The sequence below is a fragment of the Myxococcus guangdongensis genome (assembly GCF_024198255.1).
In the GTDB taxonomy this organism is placed as follows: domain Bacteria; phylum Myxococcota; class Myxococcia; order Myxococcales; family Myxococcaceae; genus Myxococcus; species Myxococcus guangdongensis.
On the sequence record NZ_JAJVKW010000004.1, the window covers coordinates 757065 to 771961 of the forward strand.

A 14897-nucleotide genomic window follows, 5' to 3' on the forward strand; every position below is an offset into this window, starting at 1 on the left:
CGGTGGCACCTTCCGGGTCCGGGTGCCTAACAGGCCCAGACCCGGAGTCGCTCGAAACAGTCTGAAGCTGTCCGACGGCCGGCATCCTCGCGCGAGGGTGTCGGCCGTTGAGCTTTCGCGCGGTGTCCGGCGCTGACTGGTGCACGAATGCTCCCCGGGGTCATGAGGCCCGGAGGCGGGCCCGGAGCAGGCTGGATGCACGCGCGGGCCCATCGTGGGGCCTGCGCGTCGCGCCCCATGCTCCAGCTCGCCACCGCCACCGCGCCGTTCCTGCAGGAAATCGTGGTGCTGATTCTCGCCGGCGCGCTCATGGCCTATGTCGGCCATCGCTTCCGGCTGGTGCCCATCGTCGGCTTCCTGCTCGCTGGCGCGCTCATTGGTCCCAACGCGCTGAAGCTGGTGAAGGACCTGGAGCTGGTGAACTCGGCCGCGGAGCTGGGCGTCATCCTGCTCCTGTTCAGCATCGGCCTGGAGTTCAGTCTGGAGAAGCTGGTCAAGCTCCAGAAGCTCCTGTTCGGTGGCGGCGGGATCCAGGTGGGCCTGTCGTCCGTGGGGATGATGGGGCTGCTGATGTTGTTCGGCGTGGCGTGGCGGCCCGCGCTCTTCACGGGCTTCCTGGTGGCGCTGTCCTCCACCGCCATCGTCCTCAAGCTGCTCGGAGACAGGGGCGAGACGTCCTCGGACGTGGGGCAGGTGTCCCTGGGGCTGCTCATCTTCCAGGACCTGGCCGTGGTGATGATGGTGCTGCTCGTGCCCGTGCTGGCGGGGAAGGGCGACACGCCGCTCCACTTCCTGGGGGCCTTCGGCAAGGCGCTGGGCATCATCGTCGCCGTGCTGGTGGTGGCCCGCAGGTTGATGCCCAAGCTCCTCGAGGTGGTGGCGCGCACCTGCTCACCAGAGCTGTTCCTGCTCACCGTCATCGCCGTGTGCTTCGGCACCGCGTACCTCACCAGCCTCGCGGGGGTGAGCGTGTCACTCGGCGCCTTCCTCGCGGGGTTGGTGGTCAGCGAGAGCCGCTTCAGCGAGCACGCGTTCGGCGAAATCCTCCCGCTGCAGATCCTCTTCAGCGCCACGTTCTTCGTCTCCGTCGGCATGTTGCTCGACATGGGCTTCCTCGTGGCGCACCTGCCTGAGGTGCTGCTGGCCATCGTCGCCGTGCTCCTGGTGAAGGTCCTCACCACGGGCATCGCCGTGCTGGCGCTCGGCTACCGGGTGCCGGTGGCGGTGGAGAGCGCGCTGCTGTTGGCCCAGGTGGGTGAGTTCTCCTTCGTGCTGGAGCGCAGCGGCCGTCGGCTGGGCCTCTTCCCGGCGGGGCTGGAGGAGGGCTCGCAGGCGTTCATCGCGGCCACCGTGATGTTGATGGTGCTCACGCCGTTGCTGTCACGACTGGGGGGCTGGGCCCAGGGGCGGCTCACGCGGAAGGCCCGTCAGGTGGTGGCTCAGGCAGGCCCCACCACGGACGAGACGGAGGCGCTCGCGGCCGAGTCCTTCGCCCGCTACGAGAACCACGTCATCATCGCGGGCTACGGAGATGGGGCTCGCAGGCTGGCGCGGGTGCTGCGTGGCTCGGGCATTCCGTTCCTCGTCTCCACGCTGAGCCCCCCGGGCGCGAACGAGGCGGAGGCCGAGGGCATGGCGGTGCTTCGCGGCGACTACGCTCGGCAGCGCACGCTCCGCGTCGCGGGGGTCCAGCGCGCCAAGCTCCTCCTCGTCGTGGATGATGACGCGGCCATGGCCCACCGCGTGGTCGCCGTCGCGCGGATGGAGAACCCGACGCTGCGACTCGTCGCCCGGGTGCGCGCCGTGGCGGACGTGGAGCCGCTTCGCGAGGCCGGCGCGGACGTCGTGGTCTGCGAGGAACTGGAGAGCCTGGTGGCCGTGCTGTCCTCGGTGCTCGAGGACTACCGCCAGTCGCCCGAGGACATCGAGGGCCACGAGGACTCCGTCCGACGCTCGGGCTACGCGGCGCTGCGCTTGTCCGGCGCGCTGGAGAAGCCGTTGCTCGTCTGCGCGCTGGAGAAGGACTGCCTCAGCTCGCGCCGCGTGTCGGTCCGTCCGGGCGCGCCCCTCGTGGGGCTCTCGGTGTCGGCGCTCATCGAACGCGCGGGAGGTGCCCTCGGGGTCCTGGAGCTGCGACGCGACGACGTCCCGCTGCCGTCCGTCACGCCCCACACCCTCTTCGAGGCGGGTGACGAGCTCGTGCTCAAGGGGGCCGCGGACGCCTTCGAGCGTTGCGCCGAGCTGTTCCGCACCCGCGCGCCCGAGGGGCTCGAGATGGAGCCCGTGCCCACCGCGCCTCGCACGTCGGCGGAGCTCATCGACACGCAGGCCACCATCGAGTTCCAACCGAAGCCGGGCACGGGCCCCTGCGGCCATCTCGACCGGCTGCGCCCCGTGCGACCGAGGACCCGCGGGTGCGAGGAGTGCCTGAAGCTCCACGACACCTGGGTGCACCTGCGGCTGTGCATGACGTGCGGCCACGTGGGGTGCTGCGACGACTCGAAGAACAAGCACGCGACGCGGCACTTCCACGAGTCGGACCACCCCATCATCCGCTCCCTGGAGCCGGGCGAGCACTGGGGTTGGTGCTACGTGGACAAGGTCCAGCTCGACAGCGAGCCGCCCGCGCGCCCGTAGCACCCGCCGCGGAATCAGAGCGGCTGCACGTGCTCGGCGAGCCTGCCCGTGGTCATCAGCTCCTGGAGCTCGTCACCCATGCGCTCGCTCTCGGAGACCACCTGGTTCCAGGCGCGGATGCGCGCGGTGTCGCTCATGCGCTCGAAGTCGGTGCGGTCCGGAATCCGACCTCCCGGCAGGCGCGCCACCAGCTCCGGGGAGGGGGAGATGAGCAGGGCCCTGCGGAAGTTCAGCGGCTTCGCCCGTCGCCAGCGCAGCGCCTTGTCGAACCAGCCCGGCACCACGTACGGATAGAAGTGCGGATAGAGCACCAGGCCGTCGCCCGCGCCAAAGTCCAGGTCCAGGTGGTAGTCGATGACGCCGCCGTCCCGGTACACGCCCGTATGTGCGCCGGGGATGCGCACGCCGCTGAGCACCAGCGGGATGGAGCCCGACGCGATGAGCGCCGGCTTCAGGTTCTCCGCCGTCAACGGCAGGTGGACGGAGGGCAAATCCTTCTGTCCCACGAAGGGGCTGGTGTCGCCCGCCGTGTCGAAGATGACGCGCTGTAGATGCAGGCTCAGGCTCCGACGACTCACCACGTTGCCCATGGCGCACAGCGCCAGCCCGAGCAGCTGCACGCGCGGATGCTCCACGCCCAGCGGGCCCTTGCACAGCGCGGTGACCACATGCAGCCGGGCCCACGGATGGCGGAGGATCTCCTCCACGCCGTCATCGCCCAGGAGCGCGTCGAGGATGCGCTCGCTCGTCTCGCTCACCAGGGCGGGGGAGGGCTTGGGCGGATATCGCTGGTCGATGTAGGCCGCCTCGAAACGATGCAGCGCGGCGACCGGGTCCTTCTGCGCCAGACACGCCAGCCGCCAGCTGCCGATGGAGCTGCCAATCAGGTGCAGCGGCCGGGTGCGCCCCTGGAAGAGCCCACCGAAGAGCGCCCGGTCCAGCCCCGCGAGCACCAGCCACTTGGGACCTCCGGAGGCCCCAGGAACGACGTCCACGTCGTCACCACGCAGGCCACGCGCACGCAGGAGCCGCAGTGCGTCGGGGCCCGCCAGAAGCGTCAGGTTCGATGCCATGTCGACCCGGTACGCTAACAGGGCGACGCGTCGTGCGCGGGACTTCCTCCAATCGTCCCACCCGGGTTGCGGCCGTTCATGCACCACTGCTGTAGTGCACGCGACGCCATGAAAAAGCTCCCGCCCTCCGAATGGAACCTGAGTCGTCGCGCCTTCCTCGGTGGCACGGCCGCGGCCACCGCGCTGGCCACGCTCGAGTCTTCGGCGAGCCCGGACGCGACGAAGTCCCTGCCCGCGCCGTTCGAGCTGGAAGAGGCCACCGTCGCCGACCTCCAGGCCGGCATGCGCGAGGGGAAGTACACCGCGCACGGCCTCACCGAGCGCTACCTGTCGCGCATCGCCGCCCTGGACCGCACGGGCCCGCTGCCGCTGTCGTCCGTCATCGAGGTGAACCCGGACGCGCTCGCCATCGCCCAGGCCCTGGATGAAGAGCGGAAGAGACAGGGCGCGCGCGGACCGCTCCACGGCATCCCCGTGCTGCTCAAGGACAACATCGCCACGACGGACCGGATGCAGACGACGGCGGGCTCGCTCGCGCTCGTCGGCGCGGTGCCTTCGCGTGAGGCCTTCCTCGTCGGAAAGCTCCGCGCGGCCGGCGCCGTCATCCTCGGCAAGACGAACCTCAGCGAGTGGGCCAACTTCCGCTCCACGCGCTCGGCGAGCGGCTGGAGCGGACGGGGAGGGCAGTGCCGCAACCCCTACGCGCTGGACCGGACGCCTTCGGGCTCCAGCTCCGGCTCGGGCGCGGCCACCTCGGCCAACTTCTGCGCCGTGTCCGTGGGCACGGAGACGGATGGCTCCATCGTGTCCCCGTCCTCGGCGTGCTCGCTGGTGGGGCTCAAGCCCACGGTGGGGCTCATCAGCCGCGCGGGCATCATCCCCATCTCCGAGAGCCAGGACACCGCGGGGCCCATGGCGCGCACGGTGGCGGACGCCGCCGCGCTGCTCACGGTGCTCGCGGGCATCGACCCCGCGGACGCGGCCACCGCGCGCGGCGAGGGACACACCGGGCTCGACTACACGAAGTTCCTCGACGCCGACGGGCTGAAGGGCGCGCGCATTGGCGTCCCTCGCAAGCACTACTTCGGCTACCACGTTGGTACGGACGCGCTGGCGGAACAGGCCCTGGAGGTCATGCGCTCCAAGGGCGCCATCATCATCGACCCGGCGCCCATCCCCAACGTCGAGAAGCTCCAGGAGCACGAGTTCGAGGTGATGCTGTACGAGTTCAAGGCGGGCACGGAGGCCTGGCTCGCGAGCCTGGGCGACAAGACGAAGCTGCGCACGCTCGCGGACCTCATCCGCTACAACGAGGAGCACTCGGACCGGGAGCTGCCGTACTTCGGCCAGGAGCTGTTCCGTCAGGCCCAGGCGCGCGGACCGCTCACCGACTCGAAGTACCGCAAGGCCCTGGCCGCGTGCCGCAAGCTGTCGCGTGAGCAGGGCGTGGACGCGGTGATGCGCAAGCACCGCCTGGACGCGCTCGTCGCGCCCACCGAGGCGCCGCCCAGCCTCATCGACCTGGTGAACGGCGACCACTGGCTGGGCAGCAGCTCCACGCCCGCCGCCGTCTCCGGTTACGCCACCCTCACCGTGCCCGCGGGGTACGTGCGCGGGCTGCCCGTGGGGTTGTCGTTCATCGGTCAGGCCTGGAGCGAGCCCACGCTCATCAAGCTCGCCTACGCCTACGAACAGGCCACCCGCCACCGACGTCCGCCCGGCTTCCTGCCCACCGCCGAACTGCGGCTGCTCGCCGGGCGTTGAGGCGGCGCCGCGGGACTCAGGGCGACGCGGCCCAGGGCAGCGTCGCCAGCATCACCGCCTCGTTCAGCGCGGCGGTGCGCAGGTGGTTGAAGCGCTGGTACTCCGGGTCGCTCACCATCTGCATGAAGGCGGTGCGGCTCGGGTAGCGCACCAGCATCACCGCGTCCCACGTCTGGCCCGGCTCGGCCACCAGCGGGGTGGAGCAGTCGCCCGCGTACAGCGGCTGCGCGCCCGCCTTCAGCATGAAGGGCATCACGGCGTTCGCGTACTCGGCGAACGAGGCGCGGCCTCCCTCCTTGAACTTCACCAGGTTCATCATCACCAGGGGACCGCCGGGGTCTTCCTGGAGAAATCGCTCGATGTCGTTGCCCTGCGGATCGACGGCCACGGTGATGCCTCCTCGCTCCTGTGAATCAATCCGCCCCCCATCGAGACGGCGGGCCATTGTCTCCCAGACGCGCGCGGTGGTGCACCTGGCGCGCCGGCGACTCGGGCCTTTCAAACACTGGGGCCCCCGACACCCACGACGCGCACGTCGCGAGCGGCGGAGGCCCCGTCGGAAGCCCGGAGCACGAGGCCCCGGGCTTCACGTCACGACATCAACGGTAGTACGGCGACAGCGCGGCCTGGATGCGGGCCAGCAGGTCCTCGGCCTGGATGAGCTGCGTGCCGCTCAGCGTCCCCAGCTGGGCCTGGACCGTGTCGCGGCCCTGGCGCAGGGCCACGTAGGCCGGCAGGCTCTGCATGTTCTTCAGGATGTCCACCATGGCGCGGCGGGACTGGAAGCTGCGCACGCCGTCCACGTTGATGAGGATGCCGTGGATGTCCGCGAGCACCTGCGGGGTGATCGCGTTGTCCTCGTCGGGCGTGGCGGTGAAGCTGCCGCGCGCCGCGAGCGGGTCCAGGTACAGGCGGGACAGCACGCGACGGGCGATGTCGTCGGCCACCGCGCCGTAGCCCGGGCCCGCGTCCGGCGGGAGCGCCAGCGGAGGACGCACGGCGGCGATGGCGACGTCGTACGCGTACGTCTGGTCCGCCTCCACACCCGAGCGCGCCCACTGCAGCGTCGCGTTCAGGTAGTAGTCGAACGAGCCCGCGAGCAGGGGGAAGGGCAGGACTTCGTACAGCAGCAGCTCCTGCACCAGCGCGTACGTGGAGCCGTAGAAGGCGCCCAGCGGGTCGGAGTAGCGGTCGTACGGGTTGCAGTACGGCTCGATCTCCGTGTCCTCGTCCGTGCAGAACAGCTCGGTGGGCTCGTCCGCCGACAGGCCGTACAGGTAGCGGACGGCCTGGAGGTCGTAGGACTGCGGCTTGTCCACGAAGATGGCGTCGGGATCGTACACGTACTCCATCACCGAGTTGGAGCGCGGGCTGTTGGGCGCGCCCGTGTACACGAGCGAGCCGGCGAAGTTGTGGCGCAGGCCCAGCGTGTGGCCCACCTCGTGGAGGATGACGTGCGTCAGGTACGACTCCACCTTCTCCTTCTTCGTGCGCTGCGTCTCCGCCGCGGGCCCCGGCAGCTTCTTGTGCCTGGCCAGCGCGTCGTCGCGCATGGGGGGCAGGGGCATCTCGCACAGGTGACCCTTGTCGAAGCCGCCCCACGACATGCGCAGCGACTTGCGCGCGTTCTTCAGCTTCGCCGCGACGGCGGCCTGCGCGTCGTCGCCGAACTCACCGTCGGCCAGCTCCAGCCACAGCGCGTTGACGTACACGGTCGCGCCGCGAATCTCGCTGGTGTTGGGGTTGAGGCGCCAGTCGGCGAAGGCGAAGCCCGCGGACGCGTCCGGGTCGAAGATGATGACGTTCTTGTCGTCGTCGGCGAAGCCCGACGTCGCGCCCACGGAGGCCTCGAACACCTTGAAGCCGAACGCCTGGTTCCAGCCCTCGACGCCCCGCTTCACCGCCGCCACCACGTCGTAGTTGGCGAAGCGCGGGTCGGCCTGCACCTTGTTCACCGTGTCGGTGATGATCCACTTGATGGGCTTCATGCCCGGGCGGATGTTCCACTTGGCCGCCGTCTGGGTGACGTAGCCCGTGTTGGGCAGGATGCGCGGCTCACCGCGGAAGTAGTGCTCCAGCCACGGCAGCTCCGTGGGGGTGTAGCCCTGGCCCTCCTGGTACTGGCGCAGCGCGATGCCCAGCGTGCCGGAGGTGCGGAACAGGTTGTCCTCCAGGAAGTCCGGCGCGGTCGGGTCCGGCACGTCCGCGTAGCCGGTGAACACCTGCTCGAACGTCACGCCGTCGGAGATCTTCCGGAAGCGCTGCGCGAAGCTCAGCTCCGTCTGGAAGCGCACGCCGGTGGCGCCGTAGGCCTCGCCCATGACACCGAAGCGGTTGAGCCCCGCGGTCGGGTCCACCAGGATGTAGCTGTTGGAGCCGCGCAGGACGTTGAAGGCGCCGTAGTCGTTGACGATGGGCCACGCCTCGATGAGCACCTCCGGGTCGAACACGTCGCTCATCGTCTTGCGGTCATCCGCGTCGAAGACGAACAGCTTCCCGTTCTGCTCCTTGAAGCTCACCACGCGCGTGCCCAGCGAGGACGCCGCGCCGTAGTACACCGCGCCCGGGTGCAGCTGCTTGAGGTACGCCGACATGAACCAGCGCTGGCCCAGCTCGCTCTTGCGGATGGCCAGGTAGAAGCTCTCACCGGAGTTGGACACGGAGCCGTCCAGTCGCTGGACGACACGGCCCTGCTCCTCGGCGCTCACCTTGCGCGGTACGGCGACGAACGCGTCATCCAACTCCACCTGCAACGACTCGGCGGGGGCTTCGGGGGTCGGGGGTTGAGGCTCGTTCGCGTCGGATGCGGGACCGCAGCCAACGCCCAGGGCCAAGATGGTGGTGACGGCGCCGAACAGGCCGCGCCGCAGCGGGGAATTCCACCTCATTGTTGCCTCCATGGGGTTTCGCTACTTCGCTTCGCGGCTTCCCTCTTGCTCAGGGAGATGCCGCAAAGAGTCATCCGCGCAGCCCGCCTGGAAGTTGCTTCTCACATTGATTTCTTGGTTTCGCGCAATCCAGTGACACCAGCAGTACGGATGCGGGTCAGCCGTCGGTGCGCTCGCGCTGCGAGTCCAGGTAGGCCGCGAAGCCCGCCTTGGACTGGATGCGGAAGGGAGGCAGACGCGCGAGGGCGTCGGGTGGGAAGACGTACTGCTCGCACACGAGGCTGGCGCGCTGGGTGTCGTCGCGCGCGCCGATGAAGGGCTGCACCTCGTGCTGGAGGTGTCCCTGGAAGTGCACCAACAGTCCCGGGCGCGGCCGCACCTCGCCCAGCGGGCGGTTGTCCTCGAGCAGCCGCAGCGCGCCCCCACGCGCGCCGGGAGGCACCTGGAGGTAGAGCACGCTGACGTGGCGGGGCGTGGCGTCCGGCACGCCGCTGGGCCCCTGGAGCGTGGCGTCGATGTGGCGGCCCACGCCCATGCCCGCGTCGAGCAGGAGGAGGTTCAGATAGAAGGCATTTGGCTCGGCGCGCGGCTGTCGCCCGCTGAACAGTCGCTCGCGCCACGACAGCAGGCCGCGCGCGCTCCCGGGCTCCAGCACGCGCGCCAGGTAGGTCGTGAGGAAGGGGAAGCGCGCCTCCAACGCCGGGAGGCCCTCGCGGGTGAAGATGAGGGCGAAGCCCCGGCTGCCCTGGAACGTCCCCATCAACGGGCTGCGCGCCACGAAGCGCGAGCCGAGCAGGGCGTCCCGGAGGGTCTCCAGCTCCCGGGGAGGGAGGGCGTGACGGTGGGTGATGTAGGCGCTCAAGACGAGAAATAACGGAGTTTCAGGGGGAGCGGATCAATTGGCTTTTACTGCCTACCTTTTAGGTTCCAGAATTGCGGGGCCGTCCCTCCCCCAGCTCAAGGTCCCCCCTGCATGAGCCAGCAACCTCGTTCCGTCAACAGTGTTCCCTCTGCTGCTCCCAGCTCTCCGCCGGCCGCGGCGGTGATGACCCAGATGGTCTACGGCTTCTGGATTTCTCGCAGCCTGCAAATCATGGCGGAGCTCGGCATCGCCGACATCATCGGTGACGTGCCCAAGACGGCGGAGGAGCTCGCGCAGGCGAGCGGAACGTACGCCCCGGCGCTGCGCCGCATGCTCCGGCTGCTCAGCGGGTTGGGCGTGCTCATCAAGGACGAAGAGACCCAGGCCTTCGCGCTGACGGAGCTGGGCGTGATGCTGCGCAAGGACAGCCCCGGCTCGGTGTACGGCTCGCTGCGGGCGCATGGCCACCTGCTGTCGTGGTCGGCCTGGGGAGACCTGGTGTCGTCGCTGAAGACGGGGCAGCCGTCCGTCGAGAAGTTCATGGGGGACAGCTTCTTCGGCTACCTGTCGAGTCATCCCGAGGACGCGGCCATCTTCAACGGCAGCATGGCCGCGTACCAGAGCCTCAACGCGCCGGCGGTGGTGGGCGCGTACGACTTCACGCAGGTCCGCTCGGTGGTGGACGTGGGCGGCGGCACGGGCACGCTCCTGGGGCACATCCTCCAGTCGCACCCGCACCTGAAGGGCGCGCTGTTCGAGCTGCCGCACGTGAAGGCGGAGGCGACGGCGCGGCTGAACGGGATGGGCCTCGGCAACCGCTGCCAGGTGCTGGAGGGCGACTTCTTCGCGAAGATTCCCGCGGGCCACGACGTGTACATCCTGTCGCAGATCCTCCACGACTGGGACGATGAGCGTAGCCTGAAGATCCTCACCAACATGCGCGAGGCGATGGGCCCGCAGTCCAAGCTGCTCATCGTGGAGACGGTGTTGCCGGGCGACAACGTGCAGCACTTCGGCAACCTCTACGACATGGCCATGCTGGTGCTGGTGGGCGGCCGCGAGCGCACGGGCCCCGAGTACTCCGCGCTGGTGGAGAAGGCGGGCCTGCGCGTGCACCGCGTGCTGCCCACGTACATGCCGCCGAGCGTGGTGGAGGTCGTCCCCGCCTAGTCGCGGGACGGGCCCGGTCCGGCTCACGCGGCGGGCCGGCGCCGGGGCGTGTCGAGCAGGTGCAGCAGCGCCTTCTCGGAGCAGTGGAGCCGCTCTCCGCGCGACGACGTCAGCTCGTCCACGGAGTCGAAGTAGCGGTCCACCACCTGGCCCCGCTGGAACAGGGCCAGCACGGACGGGTAGATGTACGAGGAGCGCGCGACGGCGGGTGTGTTGCCCAGATGCTCGGCGACCTCCTTCACCGCGGCGACCATGCTCTTCTTGAGCGCGGAGCCCTTCGCCTGCGCCTGCTTCGCGCGGGCCCGGGCCAGGGCGCACGCGCAGATGAGGGTGCCCGCCCAGGTGCGGAAGTCCTTGGCGCTGTAGTCCTCGCCCATGACCTCCTGGATGTACGCGTTGATGTGGCGCCGACGGACGTCCACCACGAGCCCGTCATCCAGCACGAACTTGAACACGTCCCGCCCGGGCACCCTCAAGAGCTTGCTCACGAGCGTGGCGACGCGCCCGTCCGTGAGCTGGCGGTGCTGCCGCTTGCCGCTCTTGCCCGGGAAGTCGAACGACACCGTGTCCCCGGACACGCGCACGTGGTCGCGCCGCAGGGTGGCGATGCCGAAGCTCCCGTTGTCCTCCGCGTAGCGCTGGCTGCCCGGGCGGATGAAGCACGTGCCCAGGATGCGCAGCGTGGCGGCCAGCACCTTGTCGCGCCCCAGCCCCTCGCGCCGCAGGTCCGCGTTCACGCGCCGGCGCATGCGAGGCAGGGCCTGGGCGAAGCCGACGATGCGCCGGAACTTCGCCTCGTCCGCCTTCCTCCGGTGCGCGGCGTGGTAGCGGTACTGCCACCGCCCCGCGGCGTCGCGGCCCACGGCCTGGAGGCTCGCGGTGGGGGAGGGGGAGATGAACACGTCGCGCCACGCGGGCGGCAGCCGCAGCGCCTCGATGCGCGCCTTCGTCTCCGCGGACACGCGCCTTCCGCTCGCGTCCACGTAGCGGAAGCCTCGGGCCGGTGAGCCCGTGCGGCGAAGGCCCTGTCGCTTTAGCCGCTCCAACCGCGTGACACCCCGGCTCCGGACGGGGGCTCGAGGAGGGTGGGCGGTGGCGGCGGTGGGTTGCATTTCGCGGCTTCCGGGTGAGGGTGGACCCCGAGACGGACGTCCTGGCCCTCTGGAGGTGCCAATCCCGCGAGCGCGCGGCAACGAGGTCGCGCTCGCCTTCTCGCTCGTTGACCGGCCAGGAAAACGACCCCCCCGGTTTTCGAGGGGAATGCCCGTCGATTAGAGTCCGAGTGCGATGACGCCCTTCTTCGACGCCATCCTCGCGTTCCCCACCGCCATCTTCACCACCGCCATGGGCGTGGTGCTGACCTATTGGCTGTTCGTCATCGTGGGCGCGGTGGGCATCGACCTGCTGGACGGCGGGCACGTCGACTTCGAGTCGGGCGGCAAGGCGCTGGGCGCGGCGCTCGAGGGTGGTGGCAAGGCGCTCGCGGGTTCGCTGGAGGGTGGGGCGAAGGCGGCGGGCGAGGCGCTCCAGGGAGGCAAGGCGCTCGCGGGGCACGACCACGACGCGCACGTGGACAGCGGCATCCTCTCCACGCTGGGCTTCGCGGGGATTCCGCTCACGGTGTCCGTGAGCCTGGTGTCGTTCTTCTCGTGGTTCCTGTCGCTGATGGCCACGCCGCCGGCGCACGCGCTGCTCGGCGGGGCGCTGCCCTCGTGGCTCATCAACTCCACGCTGGGCATCCTGTGCTTCATCGCGGGCCTGGTCATCTCCGGCTTCGCGGTGCGGCCGCTCAGGCCCGTGTTCGTGGCGCACAAGGCGCCCGGGCGCGACTCGCTGCTCGGCCGGGTGTGCACCATCTCCAGCGGCACCGTCACGGACAAGAACGGCCACGCCACGTTCGAGGACGGCGGCGCGGGCATCATCTTGAATGTCATCTGCGCCAAGGCGAATGGCCTGAAGCGCGGAGATCCGGCCTTGGTGCTCTCGTACGACGCCCAGCGCGACGCGTACGAGGTCGAGCCGGTGGATTGGTTGTTGCCGGAGGAGATGGACCAGCTTCGCGACCCGGTGCGGGCCGCGGCGTTGGCCCGCTCCCGGGCGCGCACATGACTTGAGTCGAGGCACGGGTCCGCTTCAGAGGGGGGCGGGCCGTGAATGGATTCGACGCCAGGGGGCTTTCGCGGGGGATCCCTGGCGCCTGATACAAGGCCCGCCGTCATTACTTCACAGGAAAAGGCCATGGATCCCATCACGCTGGTAGCCGCCGTCGGCGGAGGTGTCATCCTCCTGACCGGCATCATCCTCACCATCGTCCGTCTCTACCGGCAGGTGGATCAGGGCAAGGTGCTCATCGTCAACACGCTCAAGCACGAGCCGCTGGTGACCTTCTCCGGCGCGGTGGTGTTCCCCATCATCAACCGGGCGGAGGTGATGGACATCTCCCTGAAGACGGTGGAGATCGACCGCCGCGGCAAGGAGGGCCTCATCTGCCAGGACAACATCCGGGCGGACATCAAGGTCACCTTCTTCGTGCGCGTGAACAAGACGCGCGAGGACGTGCTCAAGGTCGCCCAGTCCATCGGCTGCGTGCGCGCGAGCGACCAGGAGACGCTGGAGAAGCTCTTCGAGGCGAAGTTCTCCGAGGCCCTCAAGACGGTGGGCAAGAACTTCAACTTCGTGGACCTCTACACCAAGCGCGCGGAGATCAAGGACAACGTGGTGGAGGTGATTGGCCGCGACCTCAACGGCTACATGCTGGAGGACTGCGCCATCGACTACCTGGAGCAGACCCCGGTGGAGATGTTGGACAAGGACAACATCCTGGACGCCGAGGGCATCCGGAAGATCACCAAGCTCACCACCGAGCAGAACATCGTCACCAACGAGCTCAAGCAGACCGAGCGCCAGGCGGTGACCAAGCGCAACGTCGAGGCCGACCAGAGCATCTTCGAGCTGGAGCGTCAGCGCGAGGAGGCGGCCGCCAAGCAGAAGCGCGCGATTGAATCCGTGCAGGCCGAGGAGTCCGCGGAGGCCGAGCGCGTCAAGCAGGAGCAGTACTCCAAGGCGCAGTTGGCGCGCATCAAGGCCGAGCAGGAGATCCTCGTCCAGGAGCAGAACAAGACGCGCGACATCGAGGTGGCCCAGAAGCACCGCGAGCGCGAGGTGAGCGTGGAGGCGGAGAACGTGGAGCGCGCCCGCTCGCTGGCGGCCATCGGCCGGGAGCGTGAGACGGAGCTGGAGCGCATCGCCAAGGAGCGCGCGCTGGAGGAGCAGAAGAAGGACATCGCGGACGTGGTGCGCGCGCGCATCGCCGTGGAGAAGACGGTGGCGCAGGAGGAGGAGCGCATCAAGGACCTGCGCGTGGAGTCGGACGCGCTGCGCAAGAAGCAGGCGCTCATCATCACCGCCGAGGGCCAGGCGCAGGAGAAGACCGTCAAGGACGTGAACGCCGCCAAGGCCAACAGCGAGATGGCGGTGTACATGGCGAAGGAGAAGCTCACCCTGGCGGAGGCGGACCTGGAGGCCGCGGACAAGACGGCCAAGGCGAAGACGCGCCTGGCCGAGGGCATCCAGGCCGAGGCCGCCGCCACGGGCCTGGCCGGCATCCGCGTGAAGGAGGCGGACGCCGCGGCCACGGAGAAGCTGGGCATGGCGCAGGTGCGCGTGCAGGAGGCCGAGGCGGGCGTCATCGAGAAGCAGGGCCACGCGCAGGCGCAGGCGGTGCGCGAGAAGCTCCTGGCGGAGGCCGCGGGTGAGCAGGAGAAGGGCCTGGCCCGGGCGCGCGTGCAGGAGGCGGAGGCCGTCGCCATCCAGAAGCGCGGCGAGGCGGAGGCCATCGCGACGAAGGAGAAGCAGCTGGCGGAGGCCGCGGCCATTCAGGAGAAGCTGCTCGCCGAGGCCCGGGGCCTGGCGGAGAAGGCGGCGTCCATGAAGCTGATGGACGGCGTGGGGCGCGAGCACGAGGAGTTCCGCCTGCGGCTCGGCAAGGAGCGCGACGTGGAGCTGGAGAACATCCGCGTGCGCAAGGACATCGCGCAGGCGCAGGCGGAGGTGCTGGCCAAGGCGTTCGCCAACTCGAAGTTCAACATCGTCGGTGGCGACGGCGAGTTCTTCGAGCGCTTCGTCAAGGCGGTGTCCTTCGGCACGGCGGTGGACGGCGCGCTGGACCACAGCGAGTCGCTGAAGAAGGCGCTGGGCGGGTACGTCAACGGCGAGAAGGACCTGCCGGCGGACCTCAAGGAGATCCTCTCCAAGCCGGGCCTGAGCAACGACGCGCAGAACCTGGCCGTGGCCGCGCTGCTGCACCGCATGACGCCGAGCGCGACGGACGCGACGGCGGCGAGCCTGAAGGCGCTCTTGGGCGCCGACGGCAAGGCCGCCTCCACCGACAAGCAGGGCTGAGTCCATCAGCAGGGGGCCGCCATCGCCGCGCGAGCCGAGCGGTGGCGGTCATGACGTCACGATGACTCCGCCCCGGGCCATCCGGGGTGGCGTCCCCTTCAT

Annotated in this window: 10 protein-coding genes; 5 read left to right on the forward strand and 5 right to left on the reverse strand. The window is 69.6% G+C overall.

Translation table 11 applies throughout. From position 1 onward, the window contains the following. Nucleotides 1-195: 195 nt before the first annotated feature. A complete protein-coding gene (locus LXT21_RS16165; RefSeq protein ID WP_407666991.1) occupies nucleotides 196-2637 on the forward strand; it encodes a cation:proton antiporter domain-containing protein in 2442 nt (813 codons plus the stop codon). 14 nt (nucleotides 2638-2651) lie between these two features. On the opposite strand, the gene LXT21_RS16175 is transcribed toward LXT21_RS16165, so the two are convergent. Further along, nucleotides 2652-3710: a patatin-like phospholipase family protein gene (locus LXT21_RS16175; RefSeq protein ID WP_254039026.1), complete on the reverse strand. Its 1059-nt coding sequence runs from the start codon at nucleotides 3708-3710 to the stop codon at nucleotides 2652-2654. Between the two features lie 108 nt (nucleotides 3711-3818). Between LXT21_RS16175 and LXT21_RS16180 the strand changes: the two genes are divergently transcribed. Beyond that, nucleotides 3819-5474, forward strand: a complete 1656-nt coding sequence (locus LXT21_RS16180) for an amidase (protein WP_254039027.1) — start codon at nucleotides 3819-3821, stop codon at nucleotides 5472-5474. 16 nt (nucleotides 5475-5490) lie between these two features. Here LXT21_RS16180 and LXT21_RS16185 read toward each other — a convergent pair whose 3' ends face one another. The 3 genes from LXT21_RS16185 to LXT21_RS16195 all read right to left on the reverse strand — a co-directional run bounded on the left by LXT21_RS16185 (nucleotide 5491) and on the right by LXT21_RS16195 (nucleotide 9224). Continuing rightward, the gene (locus LXT21_RS16185; protein WP_254039028.1) at nucleotides 5491-5862 is read right to left on the reverse strand and encodes a DUF1330 domain-containing protein; all 372 of its coding nucleotides are present in this window, start codon (nucleotides 5860-5862) and stop codon (nucleotides 5491-5493) included. A 211-nt stretch (nucleotides 5863-6073) separates the two neighbouring features. After that, a complete protein-coding gene (locus LXT21_RS16190; RefSeq protein ID WP_254039029.1) occupies nucleotides 6074-8362 on the reverse strand; it encodes a zinc-dependent metalloprotease in 2289 nt (762 codons plus the stop codon). 157 nt (nucleotides 8363-8519) lie between these two features. Beyond that, nucleotides 8520-9224, reverse strand: a complete 705-nt coding sequence (locus tag LXT21_RS16195; RefSeq protein WP_254039030.1) for a 2OG-Fe(II) oxygenase — start codon at nucleotides 9222-9224, stop codon at nucleotides 8520-8522. Between the two features lie 111 nt (nucleotides 9225-9335). Here LXT21_RS16195 and LXT21_RS16200 point away from each other — a divergent pair, with 111 nt between their 5' ends. Beyond that, nucleotides 9336-10394 (forward strand): acetylserotonin O-methyltransferase, encoded by a 1059-nt coding sequence (locus LXT21_RS16200; RefSeq protein ID WP_254039031.1) that lies wholly within the window; start codon nucleotides 9336-9338, stop codon nucleotides 10392-10394. Between the two features lie 23 nt (nucleotides 10395-10417). On the opposite strand, the gene LXT21_RS16205 is transcribed toward LXT21_RS16200, so the two are convergent. Continuing rightward, a complete protein-coding gene (locus LXT21_RS16205) occupies nucleotides 10418-11506 on the reverse strand; it encodes a DNA topoisomerase IB (protein WP_254039032.1) in 1089 nt (362 codons plus the stop codon). A gap of 175 nt (nucleotides 11507-11681) precedes the next feature. Here LXT21_RS16205 and LXT21_RS16210 point away from each other — a divergent pair, with 175 nt between their 5' ends. Together LXT21_RS16210 and LXT21_RS16215 are read left to right on the forward strand one after the other, a co-directional pair. Continuing rightward, on the forward strand, nucleotides 11682-12503 hold the full coding sequence (locus tag LXT21_RS16210; RefSeq protein WP_254039033.1) for a YqiJ family protein: 822 nt from the start codon (nucleotides 11682-11684) through the stop codon (nucleotides 12501-12503). A 129-nt stretch (nucleotides 12504-12632) separates the two neighbouring features. Further along, the gene (locus tag LXT21_RS16215) at nucleotides 12633-14795 is read left to right on the forward strand and encodes a hypothetical protein (RefSeq protein WP_254039034.1); all 2163 of its coding nucleotides are present in this window, start codon (nucleotides 12633-12635) and stop codon (nucleotides 14793-14795) included. Nucleotides 14796-14897: the final 102 nt, after the last annotated feature.

What these genes read in the sequence shown, in the direction of transcription:
- LXT21_RS16215 (WP_254039034.1), top strand. Translation starts at nt 12,633, where the DNA reads ATGGATCCCATCACGCTGGTAGCCGCCGTCGGCGGAGGTGTCATCCTC.
- LXT21_RS16210 (WP_254039033.1), top strand. Translation starts at nt 11,682, where the DNA reads ATGACGCCCTTCTTCGACGCCATCCTCGCGTTCCCCACCGCCATCTTC.
- LXT21_RS16205 (WP_254039032.1), bottom strand. Translation starts at nt 11,506, where the DNA reads ATGCAACCCACCGCCGCCACCGCCCACCCTCCTCGAGCCCCCGTCCGG.
- LXT21_RS16165 (WP_407666991.1), top strand. Translation starts at nt 196, where the DNA reads ATGCACGCGCGGGCCCATCGTGGGGCCTGCGCGTCGCGCCCCATGCTC.
- LXT21_RS16200 (WP_254039031.1), top strand. Translation starts at nt 9,336, where the DNA reads ATGAGCCAGCAACCTCGTTCCGTCAACAGTGTTCCCTCTGCTGCTCCC.
- LXT21_RS16190 (WP_254039029.1), bottom strand. Translation starts at nt 8,362, where the DNA reads ATGAGGTGGAATTCCCCGCTGCGGCGCGGCCTGTTCGGCGCCGTCACC.
- LXT21_RS16180 (WP_254039027.1), top strand. Translation starts at nt 3,819, where the DNA reads ATGAAAAAGCTCCCGCCCTCCGAATGGAACCTGAGTCGTCGCGCCTTC.
- LXT21_RS16175 (WP_254039026.1), bottom strand. Translation starts at nt 3,710, where the DNA reads ATGGCATCGAACCTGACGCTTCTGGCGGGCCCCGACGCACTGCGGCTC.